The organism is Azospirillum sp. CT11-132 (assembly GCF_047302835.1).
Lineage (GTDB): Bacteria > Pseudomonadota > Alphaproteobacteria > Azospirillales > Azospirillaceae > Azospirillum.
This window is the reverse complement of record NZ_JBGLZA010000008.1, coordinates 299,544-317,708: the sequence shown is the minus strand read 5'-3', so window position 1 is coordinate 317,708 and position 18,165 is coordinate 299,544. Positions and strand designations below refer to the sequence as shown.

General features: G+C 67.7%; 20 protein-coding genes. 15 read left to right on the top strand and 5 right to left on the bottom strand.

The annotated features are described in order from the left end of the window. The first annotated feature begins 14 nt into the window (after positions 1-14). The 15 genes from ACCD06_RS30095 (at position 15) to ACCD06_RS30025 (ending at position 13,565) form a co-directional block, all read left to right on the top strand. Positions 15-668, top strand: coding sequence for a cytochrome c3 family protein (locus ACCD06_RS30095; protein WP_413345724.1), 654 nt, complete (start codon positions 15-17; stop codon positions 666-668). Further along, entirely contained in the window at positions 665-3,658 is a 2,994-nt protein-coding gene (locus ACCD06_RS30090) for a TAT-variant-translocated molybdopterin oxidoreductase (protein ID WP_413345722.1), read from the top strand. Before ACCD06_RS30095 ends, ACCD06_RS30090 begins: the two co-directional genes overlap by 4 nt. 4 nt (positions 3,659-3,662) lie before the next feature. Then, complete coding sequence (nrfD, locus tag ACCD06_RS30085) at positions 3,663-5,036, top strand: NrfD/PsrC family molybdoenzyme membrane anchor subunit (protein ID WP_413345720.1); 1,374 nt, start codon at positions 3,663-3,665, stop codon at positions 5,034-5,036. Then, the gene (locus ACCD06_RS30080) at positions 5,033-5,584 is read left to right on the top strand and encodes a DUF3341 domain-containing protein (protein ID WP_413345718.1); all 552 of its coding nucleotides are present in this window, start codon (positions 5,033-5,035) and stop codon (positions 5,582-5,584) included. Before nrfD ends, ACCD06_RS30080 begins: the two co-directional genes overlap by 4 nt. Next, positions 5,581-6,099 (top strand): c-type cytochrome, encoded by a 519-nt coding sequence (locus ACCD06_RS30075; protein ID WP_413345716.1) that lies wholly within the window; start codon positions 5,581-5,583, stop codon positions 6,097-6,099. Before ACCD06_RS30080 ends, ACCD06_RS30075 begins: the two co-directional genes overlap by 4 nt. Further along, the gene (locus ACCD06_RS30070; RefSeq protein WP_413345714.1) at positions 6,096-7,187 is read left to right on the top strand and encodes a hypothetical protein; all 1,092 of its coding nucleotides are present in this window, start codon (positions 6,096-6,098) and stop codon (positions 7,185-7,187) included. Before ACCD06_RS30075 ends, ACCD06_RS30070 begins: the two co-directional genes overlap by 4 nt. Continuing rightward, positions 7,180-7,659 (top strand): hypothetical protein, encoded by a 480-nt coding sequence (locus ACCD06_RS30065; RefSeq protein WP_413345712.1) that lies wholly within the window; start codon positions 7,180-7,182, stop codon positions 7,657-7,659. Before ACCD06_RS30070 ends, ACCD06_RS30065 begins: the two co-directional genes overlap by 8 nt. Beyond that, entirely contained in the window at positions 7,656-8,468 is an 813-nt protein-coding gene (locus tag ACCD06_RS30060; protein ID WP_413345710.1) for an SCO family protein, read from the top strand. Before ACCD06_RS30065 ends, ACCD06_RS30060 begins: the two co-directional genes overlap by 4 nt. Positions 8,469-8,485: 17 nt before the next feature. Continuing rightward, entirely contained in the window at positions 8,486-9,463 is a 978-nt protein-coding gene (gene coxB, locus ACCD06_RS30055; RefSeq protein ID WP_413345708.1) for a cytochrome c oxidase subunit II, read from the top strand. Beyond that, the gene (gene ctaD, locus ACCD06_RS30050; RefSeq protein ID WP_413345706.1) at positions 9,460-11,103 is read left to right on the top strand and encodes a cytochrome c oxidase subunit I; all 1,644 of its coding nucleotides are present in this window, start codon (positions 9,460-9,462) and stop codon (positions 11,101-11,103) included. Before coxB ends, ctaD begins: the two co-directional genes overlap by 4 nt. Then, positions 11,096-11,752, top strand: coding sequence for a cytochrome c oxidase subunit 3 family protein (locus ACCD06_RS30045; protein ID WP_413345704.1), 657 nt, complete (start codon positions 11,096-11,098; stop codon positions 11,750-11,752). Before ctaD ends, ACCD06_RS30045 begins: the two co-directional genes overlap by 8 nt. After that, positions 11,749-12,081, top strand: a complete 333-nt coding sequence (locus tag ACCD06_RS30040) for a cytochrome C oxidase subunit IV family protein (protein ID WP_413345702.1) — start codon at positions 11,749-11,751, stop codon at positions 12,079-12,081. The genes ACCD06_RS30045 and ACCD06_RS30040 overlap by 4 nt, the downstream gene beginning before the upstream one ends. Positions 12,082-12,106: 25 nt before the next feature. Beyond that, on the top strand, positions 12,107-12,580 hold the full coding sequence (locus ACCD06_RS30035; protein ID WP_413345700.1) for a hypothetical protein: 474 nt from the start codon (positions 12,107-12,109) through the stop codon (positions 12,578-12,580). Positions 12,581-12,815: 235 nt separating this feature from the next. Beyond that, a complete protein-coding gene (locus tag ACCD06_RS30030) occupies positions 12,816-13,010 on the top strand; it encodes a hypothetical protein (protein ID WP_109075760.1) in 195 nt (64 codons plus the stop codon). Between the two features lie 210 nt (positions 13,011-13,220). After that, the gene (locus ACCD06_RS30025; RefSeq protein WP_109075761.1) at positions 13,221-13,565 is read left to right on the top strand and encodes a hypothetical protein; all 345 of its coding nucleotides are present in this window, start codon (positions 13,221-13,223) and stop codon (positions 13,563-13,565) included. A gap of 31 nt (positions 13,566-13,596) precedes the next feature. On the opposite strand, the gene ACCD06_RS30020 is transcribed toward ACCD06_RS30025, so the two are convergent. From ACCD06_RS30020 to ACCD06_RS30000, 5 genes are all read right to left on the bottom strand, one after another. Further along, positions 13,597-14,373 (bottom strand): quinoprotein dehydrogenase-associated SoxYZ-like carrier, encoded by a 777-nt coding sequence (locus ACCD06_RS30020; RefSeq protein WP_413345698.1) that lies wholly within the window; start codon positions 14,371-14,373, stop codon positions 13,597-13,599. 84 nt (positions 14,374-14,457) lie between these two features. Then, on the bottom strand, positions 14,458-15,393 hold the full coding sequence (locus ACCD06_RS30015; RefSeq protein WP_413345696.1) for a quinoprotein relay system zinc metallohydrolase 2: 936 nt from the start codon (positions 15,391-15,393) through the stop codon (positions 14,458-14,460). Further along, positions 15,390-16,256: a triphosphoribosyl-dephospho-CoA synthase gene (locus ACCD06_RS30010; RefSeq protein ID WP_413345694.1), complete on the bottom strand. Its 867-nt coding sequence runs from the start codon at positions 16,254-16,256 to the stop codon at positions 15,390-15,392. The genes ACCD06_RS30015 and ACCD06_RS30010 overlap by 4 nt, the downstream gene beginning before the upstream one ends. Further along, positions 16,253-17,257 (bottom strand): methenyltetrahydromethanopterin cyclohydrolase, encoded by a 1,005-nt coding sequence (gene mch, locus ACCD06_RS30005; RefSeq protein WP_413345692.1) that lies wholly within the window; start codon positions 17,255-17,257, stop codon positions 16,253-16,255. The genes ACCD06_RS30010 and mch overlap by 4 nt, the downstream gene beginning before the upstream one ends. Next, positions 17,257-18,162 carry an NAD(P)-dependent methylenetetrahydromethanopterin dehydrogenase gene (locus ACCD06_RS30000; RefSeq protein ID WP_413345690.1) on the bottom strand — a complete coding sequence of 302 codons (906 nt, stop codon included), beginning with the start codon at positions 18,160-18,162 and terminating at the stop codon, positions 17,257-17,259. The genes mch and ACCD06_RS30000 overlap by 1 nt, the downstream gene beginning before the upstream one ends. Positions 18,163-18,165 lie beyond the last annotated feature (3 nt).

The following is an 18,165-nucleotide window of genomic DNA, read 5'->3' as shown; positions in this document are numbered from 1 at the left end:
CGGGGGATTGAACCGTGCCGGGAGTCTTCAGCCCCACCGCCAACATCGCGACCAAGCTGGTGCTCTACACGCTGCTGGCCGGACTGGTCACGCTGGTCGGCGGCGCGTGGTTCTTCCCCAGCACCACCTATGCGACACGGCAGGGCATCGTGCAGCCGCAGCCGGTGCCCTTCAGCCACGAGCATCATGTCGGCGGTCTGGGGCTGGACTGCCGCTATTGCCACACCTCGGTGGAGGAGTCGCCCAGCGCCGGGCTGCCGCCGACCCACACCTGCATGACCTGCCATTCGCAGATCTGGACCAACGCGGAGCTGCTGGCCCCGGTCCGCCAAAGCCTCGCCACCGGCACGCCGATCCGCTGGAACCGCGTCAACACGCTGCCCGACTACGTCTTCTTCAACCACAGCATCCATGTCGCCAAGGGCGTGGCCTGCACCACCTGCCATGGGCCGGTGGACACCATGCCCCTGACCTGGAAGGGAGCGAGCCTGCAGATGAGCTGGTGCCTGGACTGCCACCGCGACCCTGCCCCGAACCTGCGCCCGAAGGAGGCGGTCTTCGACACCGACTGGAAGCGGACTGCGGCGACGCCGTCCGGCAAGCAGTTGATGGCGCGCTACCACATTCATCCCGAAACCCTGTCCGACTGCTCGGTGTGCCACCGATGACGGAGCGGCGGGAGGAGCTGGCCCGGCGGATCGAGGGCCGATTGGCCGGGCGGAGCGGCCGGGCGCTGTGGCGCAGCCTGGAGGAGCTGTCGCGCGAGCCGGCGGTGGTGGAGTTGCTGCGCGCCGAGTTCCCCGGCCTGCCGGATCTTGCGGAGGCGCGGGTCGGCCGCCGCCGGCTGCTGGAACTGATGGGCGCCTCCTTCGCGCTGGCCGGGCTGTCTGGCTGCGGGCCGGGAGAGGCGGCGGGAGATGCCACGGATCAGGCAATTCCCTATGTAGCGATGCCGCCCGGTCTCGTTCCCGGCGTCGCCCGCCATTTCGCCACCGCCGTCACACGCGGCGGCTATGCCGACGGTGTGCTGGCCATCCACCAGATGGGGCGCCCGGTCCAGCTGGAGGGCAATCCGGAGCATCCCGCCAGCCTCGGCGCGCTTGACCCAATCATCCAGGCCAGCATCCTCGACCTCTACGACCCCGACCGCTCGCGCACGGTGCTGACCGCCGGCCGGGCGGCCAGCGTCAATGGACTGGTCAAGGCGCTGGTCGACCGCTTGCCCGCTCTGGGCGCGCGCGGCGGCGACGGGCTGCGGCTGCTAACCGGCACCGTCACCTCTCCCACGCTCGCCGGGCAGATCGCCGCGTTGAAGCAGCGCTTTCCAGCGCTGCAATGGCACCGCTGGGAAGCGGACGGGCGTGACACGGTGCGGGCCGGGGCGATGCTGGCGTTCGGGCGACCGGCGGATACGGTTCTGCACCTCGACCAGGCGAAGACGATCCTGGCGGTGGAAAGCGATTTTCTTGACAGCGCGCCCGGCCATCTGCGCTACGCCCGCGACTTCGCCCGTCGCCGCCGGGCAGCCGAGGAGGGGCGGCCGGAGGAAATGAGCCGCCTCTATGCGGTGGAAAGCGTGCCGACCCTGGCCGGCGCCCGCGCCGACCATCGCTTCGCCGCCCGCCCGGACGAGGTGGAGGCGGTGGTGCGCGCGCTCGCCGCCGAGCTTGGCGTCGGGCCAGCAGAGTGGCGCCAGGGGATCCCCGGCTGGCTCGGCGCCGTCGCCCGCGACCTATCCGCCAACCGCGGCGCGGCGCTGGTCCATGCCGGGCCGGCGCAATCTGCGGCGGTCCATGCGTTGGTCCACGCCATCAACGGAGCGCTTGGCGCACCCGGCCATACGGTGAGCTATATCGAGCCGGTGGAGGCCGATCCGGTCCACCATGGCGAGTCGCTGAAAGGACTGGTCGCCGACATGGCGGCCGGACGGGTCGACACATTGCTGATCCTGGGCAGCAACCCTGTCTTCACCGCGCCCGTCGACCTCGATTTCGCCGGGGCGTTGGGAAAGGTCCCGTTGTCTGTCCATCTCGGCACCGCGGTGGACGAGACCGCCATGCTCTGCACATGGCATGTGCCGGAGGCGCATGAGTTGGAACGCTGGGGCGACGCGCGGGCCTTCGACGGCACCGTCACCATCCAGCAGCCGCAGATCAAGCCCTTATGGGGCGGCTGGTCGCCACACGAGCTGTTGGCGGTCTTCACCGGCGAGACGCGGCCCGATGGTTACGCCATCCTGCGCGCTGCCTGGATCGAAAGATTCCAGGGCAAAGGCGATGGGGAGCGGCTGTGGGCCGACGCCCTGCGCACCGGCGTGGTGCCGGACAGCGCCGCTGCACCGGTTTCCGTTTCGCCTGCGTCCGATCTCGCAACCCGGCTGCCGCCGGCGCCGGCACGACCGGACGGCGGGACGCTGACCGCTCTGTTCCGGCCGGATCCGTGGCTGCGCGACGGGCGGTACGCCAATCTCGGCTGGCTGCAGGAGCTGCCGCGCCCCTTCACCACCTTGACCTGGGACAACGCCCTGCTGATGGCGCCGGCAACCGCGGAGCGGCTGGGCCTGCAGAATGAGGATGTGGTGGAGGTGCGCACCGCCGCCGGCCAACTCCGCGCGCCGGTCTGGCGGGTGACCAATCATGCCCCCGACTGCGTCACCCTGCCCTTCGGCTTCGGCCGCAAGGTGGTGGGCCGGGTCGGGCGCGGCGTCGGCTTCGGCTTCGACGCCTTCCGGCTGCGACCGCTCGACCATCTCTGGCAACTGCCGGGGGTGGAGCTGCGCAAGACCGGCGAGACCTACCGGCTGGCCGCCACCCAGCACCACCAGTTGATCGACAGCCCCGACGTGGTCCGTCACGCCACGCTGGACGAGTTCCGCCAGGATCCCGGCTTCGCCAAGCGCAAGGAGCCGGAACACTCGCTCTATCCCGATTACGAGTATCCGCGGAACGCCTGGGGCATGGCGATCAACCTTAACTCCTGCATCGGCTGCAGCGCCTGCACCGCCGCCTGCCAGGGGGAGAACAACATCGCCGTCGTCGGCAAGGAGCAGGTGCTGCGGAACCGCCAATTGCACTGGATCCGCATCGACACTTGGTACGAGGGCGAGGCGGAGGCGCCGGATCAGACCTATTTCCAGCCGATGCCCTGCATGCATTGCGAAAACGCGCCCTGCGAGGTGGTCTGCCCGGTCGGGGCGACCATGCATGACGCCGACGGTCTGAACGTGATGGTCTACAACCGCTGCGTCGGCACCCGGTTCTGCTCCAACAACTGTCCCTACAAAGTCCGGCGCTTCAACTACTTCAACTATTCGGCGGACGACAACCGGCTGTCGCAATCCTGGAATCCCGACGTTTCCGTGCGGGCGCGCGGCGTCATGGAGAAATGCACCTATTGCATCCAGCGAATCCGCAACGCCCGCATCACCGCCGACCGCGAGGACCGGCCGATCCGCGACGGCGACGTGAAGACCGCCTGCCAGCAGGCCTGCCCGGCCGAGGCCATCGTCTTCGGCGACCTGAACGACAAGGACAGCGCGGTCAATCGCCGCAAGGCGAGCCCGCTGGACTATGGCGTGCTGACGGAGTTGAACACCAAGCCACGCACGACCTACGAGGCGCGGCTGCGTAACCCCAACCCGGAAATCCAGGAGGTGTGAGGCGGTGAGCGCATCTCCCGAAACCGAGCAGGAGCTGAACAGGGTGGTCGAACCCGGCGTGACCGCCCTGTCGGTGACCGTCCATGTCAGTGACCTCGTGCTGGAACGCCGCACGCCCCTGTGGTGGTGGGTCGGCTTCGGGCTGTCGCTCGGGCTGCTCGGCCTGTTCGTGGTGGCACTCGGCTGGCTGTTCATCCGCGGCGTCGGTATCTGGGGCATCGACTGGCCGGTCGCCTGGGGATTCGCCATCGGCAATTATGTCTGGTGGGTCGGTATGGCCAGCGGCGGGACGCTGATTTCCGCCCTGTTCTTCCTGACCCGGTCGGAGTGGCGCAGCGCCACCAGCCGCATCGCCGAGACCATGACGGTGTTCTGCGTCGCCTGCGCCGGAATCATGCCGATCATCCATCTCGGGCGCTGGTGGTATTTCTACTGGCTGTTCCCCTATCCCAACACGATGGCGCTGTGGCCGCAGTTCCGCAGCCCGCTGCATTGGGATTTCGTCGCCATCCTGGTCTATGTCGCCGGATCGATGCTGTTCTGGTATGTCGGGCTGCTGCCCGACCTCGCCACCCTGCGCGACCGGGCGCGGCGGCGCTGGCAGCGGGTGCTGTATGGGCTGCTGGCGCTGGGCTGGCAGGGATCGTCGCGGCACTGGCGCCAGTTCAAGATCCTGTACGGCCTGTTCGCGGCATTGATGGCGCCGCTGGTCTGTTCCATCCACAGCATCGTCGGGCTGGATTTTGCCGGCGGCCTGACGCCGGGATGGCACGAGACGCAGTTCCCGCCCTATTTCGTCTTCGGCGCCGCGCTGTCCGGCTTCGCCGTGGTGCTGATGCTGGTCATTCCGCTGCGCCGGGCGCTGGATCTCACCGGCGTCATCACGTTGCGCCACATCGACGTGCTGGCGCGGCTGATGCTGACTGCCAGCCTGCTGCTGTCCTACTGCTATCTGATGGAGGTGTTCATGCCCTTCTACCGGGGGGAGGAGCACGAGATCACGGTGGTGATGTCGGAACTCGGCGGCTATTACGCACCCTGGTACTGGGCGAAGATCATCCTGAACGGTGTCGTGCCGCAACTGCTGTGGATCCGGCCGCTGCGGCTGAACCGGCCGCTGCTGTTCCTGATCGCGCTGTGCGTGGTGGTCGGCATGTGGATCGAACGCTACGTCATCGTCGTCGGCGGCCTGCACCGGAACTACACGGAATCGAGCTGGTTCGTCTTCATGCCGACCTTCTGGGACTGGGCGACGCTGGCCGGGTCGGTCGGGCTGTTCCTGACCGGCTTCTTCCTGGCGCTGCGCTTCATCCCGATGGTGTCGATGTTCGAACTGCGCGAACTCCTCCACAAGAAGAAGGCGGAGGGCGGGCGATGAGCGCGCATCGCGGCACCGGCCACACAATCCGCGGCACACTGGCCGCCTTCGACAGCCCCGATGCGATGCTGGAAGCCCTGCGCCGCCTGCGGCAGGAGGGGTTCACCGGGCTGGAGGTCTACAGCCCCTATGCGGTGGAGGAGGTGGACGAGTTGCTGGGCCGCAAACCACGGGCCTTGCCGCTGATCATCGTGGCGGCCGGCGTGGTGGGTGCGGTCGGCGGCTTCCTCCTGCAATATTGGGGCATGGTGCTGAGCTATCCGCTGAACATCGGCGGACGGCCGCTGAACAGCTGGCCAGCCTTCAGCACCACGACGTTCGAACTGGCGGCGCTGGCCATCCTGCTGGTCGGCTTTTTTGCCTTCTGCAAGTTCTGCCGACTGCCGCGCCTCTACGATCCGATCTTCGATGCGCCCGGGTTCGAACATGCCTCGCAGGACCGGTTCCTGATCTGGATCGCGGAGCGGGAGGGGCGCGACGACAGCGACCTGTTGCAACGGCTGCTGCCCCATGGCGAAGGCGTAAAGATCGACGGGGTGCCGGCATGATCCGGCTGTTTCCCCTCGCCCTTCTGCTGAGCGCAGCGGCACTGCTGGGGGCCTGCGATAACATGGCAAAGCAGCCGCGCGACAAGACCTGGACGCCCGCCAATGCCAACTCAGGCAGCCGGGCTTGGCCGCCGGAGCCGGCGCCCAACACCGTCGCGCGCGAGGACCGGCCGCAACCGGCCCCGGCATTGACGGCGGCCCTGCTCGACCGTGGCAAAGAGCGCTACGAGATCTATTGCACGCCCTGCCACGGCTATCTCGGCGACGGCAACGGCATGATCGTCCAGCGCGGCTTCCCGCATCCGCCCTCCTTCCACAGCGAGGCGTTGCGCAACGCCCCAACCCGGCATTTCTACGACGTCGCCACCAACGGCTGGGGAGCGATGTATTCCTATGCCGACCGCGTCACTCCTGACGACCGCTGGGCCATCGCCGCCTATATCCGGGCGCTGCAGGCAAGCCAGAACACCGCCGCGGCAGAGTTGCCGGACGATGTGCGGGGGACGCTGCGATGAGCCGGCGCCCGCTTTCCGCCGCCATCGGCACGGCTCTGGCCGGTGGTGCGGTCTGCGCCATCGGCGCTCTGGTCGATCCGCAGGCCGTGCTGCGGGGCTGGCTGGCGTCCTTCGCCTTCTGGATCGGGCTGCCGCTGGGCGCCATGATGATGCTGTTCGCCTATGACCTGACCGGCGGACGCTGGGGTTCGGTCGTGGTGCCGCCCCTGCGGGCGATGGTCGCCGTGCTGCCGCTGGCGCTGCTGCTTCTGGTGCCGGTGCTGATCCTGCTGCCGGAGCTGTACCCCTGGGCAAAGGCGGCGGAGGCCGCGCATCTGAAGAACCGCTTTTACTTGAACACCCCCTTCTTCTACGGGCGGGCGGCGGTCTATGCCGTGGTCTGGCTCGGGCTGGCCCTGGCGACGCTGCTGCGCTCCGGCCGGGGCCGCAACCCGCTGGCGGCGCCGGGGCTGATCCTGCTGGGGCTGACCGTCACCTTCGCCTCCTTCGACTGGTTCATGTCGGTGGAGCCCGATTGGGGGTCCAGCATCTACGGGATGATGATCGTCAGCGGTCAACTTCTTGGTGCCCTGGCGTTGGCGACGCTGGCGGCAATCCTGGGCGGACGGACGGACGCGGGGCAGAGGAGGGATCTTGGCAGCCTGCTGATCGCCGCCATTCTGCTGTGGTTCTACCTGTCCTTCATGCAGTTCCTGATCGTCTGGCAGGAGAATCTGCCGCACGAGATCACGTGGTACGTCGCACGCCTGTCCGGCGGCTGGGGCTGGATCGCGGTGCTCGGCGCGCTGGCGCAGGGAGCATTGCCGTTCGCGGCCCTGATCTGGTGGCCGGTGAAGCGCAGCCGGGGCGGCTTGGCGGCCATCTGCCTGCTGCTGCTGGCCGCGCATCTGCTGGAATGCTGGTGGCTGATCCTGCCGGGGCTGGAGGGCGGCTTCACCTGGTTCGCCCCCGCCGCGACACTGGCGATGGGTGGCGCCGGCATGGCGGTGTTCCTGTGGCGCTTGGGCGCCGACCGGCGACACTCGGGCCGGAGCGGGCACGTCACCCGCGCCGACGACCTGATGGCGGAAGGCGTTCGCCATGGATAAGGCCACACGCTTCAACCGGCCCGGCATCGCCGGGACCGCGGCGGCGATGTTGTTGGGCTGGACGCGGCTGGGACGCGGCCGTTCGCCGAAGCGGCCTGACCCGGAGGGCCGCAATCCCGACACGCGCTTCGAGAAGCGGGACACGCCGCCCTGGCTGTTCGTCCTGCTCGGCGCGCTGGCGGCCGGCCTGATCGGGACGGTCGTGGTCTCGCTGATGCTGATCTTCCCCGATGCGACCACCGACCGGAACCGCGGCCTGACGACGCCGATGCCGGAACCACGCCTGCAGACCGATCCACCCGCCGACTTCAAGCTCTACAAGGAGCGATCTTTGGAACGGCTGACCGGCTATGGCTGGGCCGACCGAGAGCGCGGCATCGCCCACATTCCTATCGACGAGGCGATGCGCCGCGTCGCCGAGCACGGAATTCCCGACTGGCCGGCGGACGCAAGGCAGGAGGGGCAGCGATGAGACGGCTCGCCATCGCCACCCTGATCGGCCTTCTGCTGGCTCTGCCCGTGACAGGTGCGCACGCCTCTCCGACGGCCCTGCTGCCGTCCAGCTTCAAGGATTTCGCCTTCGACCAGCATCTGGGAACGCAGTTGCCGCGCGACATCCGGCTGCGCGACGAGGCCGGCAAAGCCGTCACCACCGCGGCGCTGTTCGACAAGGGGAAGCCGCTGGTTCTGGTCTTCGACTATTTCCGCTGCACGACGCTGTGCGGCGTGGTGCTGGGCGATCTGTCGGCGGCACTCAAACAGGTGCCGCTGACGCCGGGCAAGGATTACGCGGTGATGGCGGTCAGCATCGATCCAAATGACAGCCCGGCTGACGCGGCGGCGATGAAGGCACGGCATTTCGAACGCGATCCGGCACTGGCCGGCGCCATCCACGCGCTGGTCGGCGACCCGGCCGATCAGGGGCGAGACGTGCGCCGCCTCGCCACCGCAGCCGGCTTCCCCTACAAGCTGGACGAGGCCAGCGGGCAATATGCTCATCCCGCCGGCGTGGTGCTGGTCTCGCCGGGCGGGACGGTCTCCCGCTACATCCTGGGAATCGGCTACGACCCCACCGACCTGCGGCTCGGGCTGGTCGACGCCTCAAAGGGGGCCGTCGGTTCGGTGGCCGACCATCTGCTGCTGCTCTGCTACGGCTACGACCCGGCGCAGGGCAAATACAACGCCGAGGTGGGCCGCCTGATGCAGGCGACCGGCGCCGTCTCGGTCCTGGGCGTCGGGCTGCTGGTGTGGCGCGCCACCCGCCGGCCGGGAAAGGGGTGAGGCCGGCCATGGGAAGCATGCAACTCCTCCCCCCCACCGCTTCCGCCCATGCCGCCGACATGGATTGGCTGTTTGCCGCCCTGATCGGCACCAGCGCCTTCATCCTGCTGCTGGTCTTCGGGCTGATGATCGGTTTCTGCGTCCGTTACCGGAAGGGCAGCAAGGTGGAGCGCGGCAACCGGCTGGGCCGCACCTGGAGGGTTGAGACCGCCTGGACGGTCGCCACCTTCATCGGTTTTCTCGGCCTCTATTTCTGGGGAGCGGACCTCTATGTCGGCATCCACAGCCCGCCCAAGGACGCCACCGACATCTATGTCGTCGGCAAGCAGTGGATGTGGAAGATCGAACATCCCGGCGGCCAGCGCGAGATCGACACGCTGCATGTCCCGGTCGGCAAGCCGGTGCGGCTGGTGCTGACCTCGCAGGACGTGATCCACGACTTCGCCATCCCCGCCTTCCGCGTGCGTCAGGACGCCGTCCCCGGCCGGTACGAGGCGCTGTGGTTCACGCCGACGAAGGTCGGCGAGTACCGCCTGTTCTGCGCGGAGTTCTGCGGCACCTGGCATGCCCGGATGGGCGGCAGCGTCGTCGTCATGGAGCCGTCCGACTTTCAGCGCTGGCTGGACAGCCAGGACCCCGGCCCCAGCCTCGCCCAGGAAGGGGAGGCGCTGTTCCGCAGCTATGGCTGCAGCGGCTGCCACGGCACCGCCAGCACCGTCCACGCGCCAAAGCTGGAAGGGCTGTTCGGCCGCCCGGTGCCGCTGGAGGACGGCCGCACCGTCATCGCCGACGACCGCTATATCCGCGATTCGATCCTGAAACCGAAGTCGGAGATCGCCGCCGGCTATCCACCGGTCATGCCCTCCTTCGCCGGGCAGATCGGCGAGGACGATCTGCTGAAGCTGGTCGCCTACATCAAATCCCTGGCCGACAAGACGGCTGAAAACTCCCAAACCGGCCAATCGGCCGGTAGCGCGGAAAGGCCCGCCCAATGACCACCGCGACCGTGACCGGAAAGCCGGACGAGCCCGTCGTCGCCACCAGGAACTACCTGACGGAGGAAGGCGTCACCCTGCGCTCATGGCTGCTGACCAAGGACCACAAGCGGATCGCCATCCTCTACACCCTGTCGATCACCTTCTTCTTCTTCGTCGGCGGGCTGGCGGCGACGCTGATCCGGCTGAATCTGGTGACGCCGGCCGGCATCTTCACGCCGGACATCTACAACCGCCTGTTCACGCTCCACGGCATCGTGATGGTCTGGTTCTTCCTGATCCCATCGATCCCCAACACCATGGGCAACTTCCTGATCCCGCTGATGATCGGCGCCAAGGATCTGGCGTTCCCGCGCCTGAACCTGCTGAGCTGGTACCTGTATATGGGAGCAGGCTTCCTGGCGCTGTTCGCCATCCTGATCGGCGGGGTCGATACCGGCTGGACCTTCTACACGCCGTTTTCCTCGCTCTATTCCAACGGCTATGTGGTGCTGGCGCTGGCCGCCGTGTTTGCCGTCGGCTTCTCCTCCATCCTGACCGGGCTGAACTTCATCGTCACCACCCACCGGATGCGGGCGCCGGGGATGACGTGGTACCGGCTGCCGGTGTTCGTCTGGTCGAACTACGCCACCTCCGTCATCATGGTGCTGGCGACGCCGGTGCTGGCGATCACGCTGGTGCTGGTGGCGGTGGAACGGCTGCTGCGGGTCGGCATCTTCGACCCGGCGCTGGGCGGCGATCCGCTGCTGTTCCAGCACCTGTTCTGGTTCTACTCCCACCCCGCGGTCTACATCATGATCCTGCCGGGCTTCGGCGTGATCAGCGAGATCGTGCCCTGCTTCGCCCGCAAGCCGCTGTTCGGCTACAAGTTCGTGGTGTGGTCGAGCATCACCATCGCGATCATCGGCTTCTTCGTGTGGGCGCACCACATGTTCGTCGCCGGCATCTCGCTCTATGCCGGGCTGGTCTTCTCGCTGCTCAGCTACGTCATCGCGGTGCCGTCGGCGATCAAGGTGTTCAACTGGACCGCCACGCTGCACAAGGGCTGGATCAGCTTCGACGCGCCGATGCTCTATGCCCTGGGCTTCATCGGGCTGTTCACCATCGGCGGGCTGACCGGGCTGTTCGTCGCCAACCTCGCCTTCGACGTCCATGTCACCGACACCTATTTCGTCGTGGCGCATTTCCACTACATCATGGTCGGCGGCATGGTCAGCGCCTATTTCGGCGGGCTGCATTACTGGTGGCCCAAGGTGACGGGGCGGCTTTATCCGGAATGGTGGGCGCGCATCGCGGCGCTGCTGATCTTCTTCGGCTTCAACCTGACCTTCTTCCCGCAATTCATCCTGGGCTATCTGGGGATGGAGCGGCGTTACTATTCCTATCCGCCGGAATTCCAGGTCTGGAACATCTTTTCGTCCGCCGGCGCGTCGGTGCTGGCGGTCGGCTATGCACTGCCCTTCTTTTATCTCGGCTGGTCGCTGTTCCGCGGCAAGCGGGCAGGATCCAACCCGTGGGCGGCGACCGGGCTGGAATGGCAGACCTCCTCCCCGCCGCCCGCCCACAATTTCGACAAGACGCCCACCGTCACCCGCCCGCCCTACCAGTACCGGCCGGAACCGGAGCCGCAGGATGTCTGACGCACCCGTCATCCCACAGCCCGAACCGCAATACGCGACGGCGGAACAGCAGGCGGAGACCGCAACCTTCGGTATGTGGGTGTTCCTGGCGACGGAGATCCTGTTCTTCGGCGGAATGCTGCTGGCCTACACATGGCTGCGCACCACCTACCCGGAAGGCGTGGCGGAGGCCGGGCGCCATACCAAAATCGTCATCGGCTCCGTCAACACCCTGGTGCTGCTGACCAGCAGCTTCACCATGGCCTGGGCCGTCCATGCGGCGGAGCATGGCCGGCGCCGAATGTTGACCCGGCTGCTGGCTGTCACGGCCCTGCTCGGGCTGCTGTTCCTCGGGCTGAAGGGCTACGAATACCACAAGGAATGGACCGAACATCTGGTGCCGGGGCTGAATTTCCACGAGGACAGCGTGCATGCCCAGACGATCGAGCTGTTCTATTTCCTCTATTTCCTGCTGACGGGAATCCACGGCATCCACGTCACCATCGGCATCGGTCTAATCGCGGTGATGGCGGTGCGGGCGCGGCGCGGCGCCTTCTCCTCCCGCCATTACACGCCGGTGGAGGTGACGGGGCTGTACTGGCACTTCGTCGACATCGTCTGGATATTCCTCTACCCGCTGATCTATCTGGTCGGACGGAGCGGACCATGAAGGCGCCTCCCCTCCCGCTGCTGTTGACCTGGGCGGCGCTGCTGGCTTTGCTGGCGGCGACGCTGGCACTTGCCTATGTGCCGATGCCGGGGCCGATGAACGTCGTCGTCGCACTCGGCATCTCGGTGGCGAAGGCGCTTCTGGTGCTGGCGCTGTTCATGAAGCTGTTCCGCGCTCCGGCGCTGACCCGCGCAGCGGCGGCGGCGGGCCTGTTCTGGCTGGCGGTCCTGTTCGCGCTGTCGGCGACGGACTACCTGACCCGCAAAGTGGAGCATGCGGGCGACCTGCCGGCGCCCACGGGACGCGAACACCAGCCGGGCAACCGCTGATCCGGCAAAGGAGGAGGCAGACGCGATGCATTCAGACGCCACCAGCCGGCTGGTCGATGCCGTGGTCCGCACCCGCCACATGCTGGACGCCGCACGGCGCGAGGCCATCGAACATTTCGGCGAAGGCCCGCGCGACAGCCGCAAGGTGACGGTGCTGAAGGACATCCGCGACCTGCACGACCGCATCATCCGGCCCATTACCGACTCCCGGCAGCCGATCGTCCGCGAGGTCGGCACGGTGTGGTTCCAGGAGGACATCGACCTCGTCCACGAGATGCCGCGCGCCATCGTCCATTTCACCTCGCTCGACACTGGGATGGATGCCCCGCGCGCCTATATGACCTTCCATGTCGGAGAGGACGGCACGACCTCGGTGTCCGAGAATTTCCTGACGCCGGTGAAGACGACAGACGTGCTGACCTGCCGGCTGGACGATCTCGACAGCGAGACCGTCGCCGGGATGATCGACAGATTCCTGGCCAAGGCGATACAGGGATGAAGAGCGACATGACCCTGCCCGCAATGCGCAAGCTGCCGTAGACGCTCCCCGCCGCGACGATCTGCAGTCCCGGGTGTTCACACAAAGTTGGTTTTCCATAAACCATGCGCCTTGACTCCGGCGCTGGATTTGTGTGCAGTGCAACATAATTCCCCGTGCATGAACCTGGACGGCCGCCGTCGAATCAAGGCGCCCAACCGAGGTCGCCCCAACATCCATGACGGCTGGAGATGTCATGATCGAGTTGTTCCTCGTGGTCTGCCTCGTTTCCGATCCCGACCGCTGCACTGTCGAACGCCCCGCATTCCAGGAACCGTTCGTCAATGTGATGGCCTGTTCGCGCAACGGTATGTTCCGGGCCGCCGAATGGGCGGAACAGCACCCGAAATACACAGTCCGTCGCTGGAAATGCGGACAGCGCCAGATCTGATACGGGTGAGCCGGCAAGGGGCGGGTGGTTTTCGGTGCGTCCGCAATGCGCCCGGGCATGATGCCGCGCGGCCACCCCGAAAGACACCCACTCCTTTTGAGTGGCCCAATTCCATCCGCATCCGTGATTGTTATATAGAGCAATCATTGCTGAACCATGGGACCGTCCTCCCCGGCACGCGCCCATGGGTAAGATGGGAGAATTCCGGCCATGTCTGTTCGCATCGCGTTTGTCCTCGCGGCGGCCCTGCTGTCGGCGGGTTCTGCCGCCGCCAGCCCGGCGAACGACTATCCAACGGCGGCGCGGGCCGATTATGTGATCGCCTGCATGGCGTCCAACGGGCAGTCGCACATCGTCATGGAGAAATGCGCCTGCAGCATCGACGCCATCGCCGACCGCATCAGCTATGACGACTACACGGCCATCGAGACGGTGAAGGTGATGGCCGACCAACCGGGCGAGCGCGCCGGAATTTTCCGCAGCGCGGGCTGGGCCAAGGACCTGATGGACCGCTTCCGCCAGGCCCAGGTCGCCGCCGACCGCCAGTGCTTCTGACCAATGCTTCCGAAAGGATCGCGGCCGGCGGCTAAAGCGCCGGCTCATCCTTGCGGCTTCCGGCCGTCAGGGGAACGGTACGGGTGAAGGTGGCACCCTTGGTGTCGTGGGCGACCACCTCCAGGCTCCCGCCCTCCACCGGAACGAAACTGAAGCGGAGGTTCGGGTCTTCGCTGATGGAGATGTCGGTGTCCGCCTCCAGCACCGTCTGCCCGCCGACCCGGATGGCGATGGATTGGACATAATGGGCCGGGATATAGGTACGGCTGACCTGATCGAACTGCAGACCGCTGCTGTTGGGATGGCTGATCATGACTTGGGCCGTCGCCGGGCTGCCGGGAGTCAACGTCTCCGGCAGTTTCACCTTGATGCGGCCGAGGCGCGCCATCGCCTCCTGCGGGTCCTTGACGGCGGGGGCGGAACAACCGCCGGCCGCCTTGACGTAGGCTTCGGTCATCAGCAGCCGGCCGTCCTGGGTCTCCCCCACCGCGCGGACATTGGTGTATTCGTTGACGCGCACACGGGTCTCGATGCCGCCGCCGGCACTGGCCGGGCCGAAACGGAAGGTGGCGGCCAGCGGCACCGGGTTCTTGTCGACCAGCAGCGACAGCGTCTTCAGGCGAAGCGACGATTCGACCTCGACCCGCACCGGAACCAGCGCAGCGTCATAGGCGCGGGCCGGCGCGTCGATGCGGATGCGGTCGCCGGCCTCCTCGATCGGGCGGTCCTTGAAGTACATGTCGTGCAGCACGTCCCAGCGCGCCGAGTCGTCAGCCGCATCCCCGGCGGCGAGCACAGGCGTGGACAAGACGACCAAAAGCCCCATCAGTGGCCCCGATAGCGGATATCGCGTCATCGCTCCCTCCCTGGATTTGTCCCGTGGCGTCCGCTCCTATTCCCATTCCAGCTCGGCGAAGGTCGCCGTGACGTTGCGCGGGTTGTATGCATCGAACAACAGCCAGCGGTCGCGTTCGTCCTCCGCCACGCTTGCAACGGCATCCTGGATGCTGCCGCCGGCCTTCAGCACCCGCCGCACCCCTTCCACCAGCACAGTCAGGTAACGCCGTTCGGCGTCCAGCGCGCCCGGCCAATCGACGACCGCAGGACCATGGCCGGGAACGGCACGCACCGCCGGCACCCGCTCCAGACTGTCGATCACCCGCAGCCAGCCAAGCGCGTTGCCGTCCACCGCCGGAAGATGATCGACGAACAGCAGGTCGCCGGCGAACAGCGTCCCGGTCTTGCGGTCGAAGACGGTCAGGTCGTTGTTGGTGTGCGCCGTGGGATAGGCCGTCAACACGACGATGCGGTTGCCGAGGTCGATCCGCACCTCCTCGGCAACCGGCCGGTCGACCCGGACCGGGGCGATGCCGGCAGCCGCATCCTCCCCCAACTCGTCGGCCAGACGCTGCCGATAGACCTCCTGCCGGGCAGCCAGCGCATCCCGGAGATTGGCATGGCCGGTGATCGGCACGTCGGAGAAGGCGGCGTTGCCGAAGACATGGTCGGGGTGCATGTGGGTGTTGATGACGACCACCGGCTTTCTGTCGGTGCGGGCGGCGATGGCCTCGCGCAGGCGCCGCCCCAGTTCCGGCGTGCCGCCGGTGTCGATGACCGCCACCCCGCTGTCGCCGACGATGAAGCCCATGTTGGCGGTATCGCCGTGGTTGTCCGGCGCCGGTTCGGCGATGACGCCCTGGTGGACGAAGACGCCGGGCGCCACTTCCGTCACCGCCAACGGCTCCGCCGATGCGGACGCGGTTGCCACCATGAGGCACAGCGCGGCGGCCAGCGTCTGGCGACGGCCGATGTCGAGACCAGCGGTCATGCCCGTGTTCCTGTGTGGGCGTCTTCCCGTTTCTCCAGCCAATGGGCGAAGAGGCTGGCGACGGTGAGGTCGGCGGAGGTGCCGGGGTTGATGCCCTGCCATTTCAGTCGCGCATCGAAAACGAACAGATGCTCGCGCCGAAGGGCTGCCGACGATGCCGCCACCTGCCTGCGCACATCGCGGGCTTCGGTCAGCACGGCCACGGCAATCACCTCCCCATGCTTGCGCAGGATGTGGCTGTCGGGGAAGGAGGTCAGGAATTCCAGGTAAACGGCTTCGGCCAGCGACACCGCATCGGCGTCCGCCGCCGACCTGCTCGCCAGCGACCGGGCGCAGGCGACACCGATGTCGAAAACGTCGCGGTAGCCGTCGGCATATTGGGCGGCGATACGGTCGCGCGACCGGGCGGCTGCCATCGCCTCGCGCAGGTCCACCGTCGCCGGGCCGGCGACGTCATGCTCCGGCGCTTGGCCCAGCCCGCCGGGCGAAGCAAGGCGGATCGCCGCGAACGCAGCCTCGGCATCCTCCACAGTCAGCGTTCCCAGCACATCGCCCACCCGATCCCGCAGAGGGCGCACGGCCGGCATCTCGGCGGCGTAGGCCAGCGGGGCGCACAGCAGCAGGATGCCAAGGTTGGTGTTGCAGCCCACCACCGCCCGGGTCGCCTGCACCGCCCGCAGGATGCGTTCGCCGACCGGGGCATGCGCCCGTGCGATCTCCGGCGCGGCGGCCTCCGCCGACCGCAGGAAGTCCTCCACCGTCATGCCATGGCCGGCGGCATGCACATGGACGTTGCCGGGCTTCAGCGCCATCACCTCCGTCCGGCAGACGGCCATGAACAGCTCTGCCACCGCGGCGCTCATCCTCCTGCCCCTTTGGCCCCCGCCCCTCCTGCCCCCGTCCCGCTGAAGGAGCGGTCGAGCATGTCCGGCGCAAGGCGTCCGCCGTGGAAACTGCGCCCACTGTCGAGCGCCGTCACCACCACGCGGGCCGGCGCGAACAGCAGCGGATCGATGGCGTAGAAATCCTTGTTCACCGCCGCGAACACCTCGGCGAAAGGACGCCCGTAGTCGCGGGATTCCATGCTGGGCAGGCGTTGCGCCAGATCGGCGGCGGCATCCTCCGGCCCGGTGACGAAAAGCTGAACGGTACCGCCGAACAGGATGGCGTCATTGGTCCTCCCCATCGCCTCGACGAAGCCCTTGCCGGGCGGCGGCAGGGGGGCCACGCCGATGCCGTCGGCGACATGCTCCAGCGGGAAGCCCAGCGCGTGCACCTTGTGCAGCGCCACCTCCAGCACGCGGGCGACGATCTGCACCGTGCCGGCAAGGCTTGCCGTCGGCGTCAGCACCAGCGTCAGCCGCTCCGGCGCCACCCCGCAGTCGGCCGCGATCCGCTCGACCAGCGCTGCCGGCGGGACGGTTCCGCTTTCGAGCACCAGTACGGCATGGTCGCCGCTGTCGCCATAGCCAAGCTCGTCGAACAGCGTCTCCTTGCGGGACAGCGCGCGGCCGGGACCGGAGCCGAGCGCGAAGAAGGAGCAGCCCTCGTCCTTGTGCGACAGGCTCCAGCCGGCATATTGGCTGCCCAGGCAGGCGAGCACCGGATCGGTGCTGTGCACCGCCACCTGGAAAGGCCAGCGGCCGGACTGGGTGTCGGCCTGGAGCGTCACCCGGCCCAGACCGCCCATGCACAGCTCGGCGATACGCCGCCCGGCCTCCAGACCGCCGGAGCGGGCGATTCCGCCATCGACGATCGTCGCGCCGGCCAAACTGTCGATGCCGAGCCGCAACTGTGCCGCATCGGCGACCAGGGCGGCGGCGAGCGGGCCGGCAAGGGCCGACAGGCTGGGGCGCTGCTGCATCACTTGGCCTTTCCCGCAATGGTCCGCGCCGCGTCCATCGCGTCCTGGAAATCGAAGGCGACGGCGGTGCCGCCGGTCTGCATCCGCTCCAGCAGATGGTGCTGGACCTTGAACTTGACGTTGCCGACGGTGAGCGCGCCGATGCCGACGGCCCCGGAATGGCCGGGCAAGGGCACACCGTCATCCTGCACGCCGACTCCTTCCACCCCGGCCGGCGGCACGGCGTTGACATCGGCAGCGACGCGCAGGCGCTTGGCCGCGCGCAGATCGTCGGCCGTCAGCACCGTGACCCCGGCCTTGCCGCAGGCCAGCACGACCTCCGCCCGGTCCATCAGCGCCGCCTTGCCGCCCGTGGACGTGTCGGCGCAGGACAGCGTGACGCCATAGCGCCGGCCGAACTCCTCCGCCTTGCCCTGCACGGCCGAAACGCCGCGATGGCTGACCAGGGTGACGTTGCCGCCGGCCTGTGCGGCGATCAGCCCGGCGATGCCGCCGACCACGCCGGTGGCGCCATAGACCTGGACATCCAGCCCGGTTAGGCCATCCACCCCCGACCGCCGCAGGGCGCGCTCGACCACCGCGACCATGGCGGCGGCGGTTGTGAAGGCGCCGGACGGGTCGGCGAAGACCGAGATTTGGAAAGGCGGGAACATCGCCTTGCGCGCGACGTCGAGCATGTCCAGCGCCATCGCCGCGTCGCGCCCGCCGATGAACAGGCCGGTGCGCGCCGCGTTCTTCGGATCGCGGGAGAACATGGCGTCCTGGGTCAGCGCCTCGACCTGGGCGGTCTCGATGCCGGTATAGGGGACCACCGTGTCGATGCCGGCATCCACCGCCATGTTGACGTCGAACGGGCTGACATTCGCCAGCGGCGTGATCATGTGCAGCACGTAAGGGGCGCCCATGCC

What these genes read in the sequence shown, in the direction of transcription:
- ACCD06_RS30090 (WP_413345722.1), top strand. Translation starts at nt 665, where the DNA reads ATGACGGAGCGGCGGGAGGAGCTGGCCCGGCGGATCGAGGGCCGATTG.
- ACCD06_RS30080 (WP_413345718.1), top strand. Translation starts at nt 5,033, where the DNA reads ATGAGCGCGCATCGCGGCACCGGCCACACAATCCGCGGCACACTGGCC.
- ACCD06_RS30075 (WP_413345716.1), top strand. Translation starts at nt 5,581, where the DNA reads ATGATCCGGCTGTTTCCCCTCGCCCTTCTGCTGAGCGCAGCGGCACTG.
- ACCD06_RS30070 (WP_413345714.1), top strand. Translation starts at nt 6,096, where the DNA reads ATGAGCCGGCGCCCGCTTTCCGCCGCCATCGGCACGGCTCTGGCCGGT.
- ACCD06_RS30065 (WP_413345712.1), top strand. Translation starts at nt 7,180, where the DNA reads ATGGATAAGGCCACACGCTTCAACCGGCCCGGCATCGCCGGGACCGCG.
- ACCD06_RS30060 (WP_413345710.1), top strand. Translation starts at nt 7,656, where the DNA reads ATGAGACGGCTCGCCATCGCCACCCTGATCGGCCTTCTGCTGGCTCTG.
- coxB (WP_413345708.1), top strand. Translation starts at nt 8,486, where the DNA reads ATGCAACTCCTCCCCCCCACCGCTTCCGCCCATGCCGCCGACATGGAT.
- ctaD (WP_413345706.1), top strand. Translation starts at nt 9,460, where the DNA reads ATGACCACCGCGACCGTGACCGGAAAGCCGGACGAGCCCGTCGTCGCC.
- ACCD06_RS30045 (WP_413345704.1), top strand. Translation starts at nt 11,096, where the DNA reads ATGTCTGACGCACCCGTCATCCCACAGCCCGAACCGCAATACGCGACG.
- ACCD06_RS30040 (WP_413345702.1), top strand. Translation starts at nt 11,749, where the DNA reads ATGAAGGCGCCTCCCCTCCCGCTGCTGTTGACCTGGGCGGCGCTGCTG.
- ACCD06_RS30035 (WP_413345700.1), top strand. Translation starts at nt 12,107, where the DNA reads ATGCATTCAGACGCCACCAGCCGGCTGGTCGATGCCGTGGTCCGCACC.
- ACCD06_RS30030 (WP_109075760.1), top strand. Translation starts at nt 12,816, where the DNA reads ATGATCGAGTTGTTCCTCGTGGTCTGCCTCGTTTCCGATCCCGACCGC.
- ACCD06_RS30025 (WP_109075761.1), top strand. Translation starts at nt 13,221, where the DNA reads ATGTCTGTTCGCATCGCGTTTGTCCTCGCGGCGGCCCTGCTGTCGGCG.
- ACCD06_RS30015 (WP_413345696.1), bottom strand. Translation starts at nt 15,393, where the DNA reads ATGACCGCTGGTCTCGACATCGGCCGTCGCCAGACGCTGGCCGCCGCG.
- ACCD06_RS30010 (WP_413345694.1), bottom strand. Translation starts at nt 16,256, where the DNA reads ATGAGCGCCGCGGTGGCAGAGCTGTTCATGGCCGTCTGCCGGACGGAG.
- mch (WP_413345692.1), bottom strand. Translation starts at nt 17,257, where the DNA reads ATGCAGCAGCGCCCCAGCCTGTCGGCCCTTGCCGGCCCGCTCGCCGCC.
- ACCD06_RS30000 (WP_413345690.1), bottom strand. Translation starts at nt 18,162, where the DNA reads ATGGGCGCCCCTTACGTGCTGCACATGATCACGCCGCTGGCGAATGTC.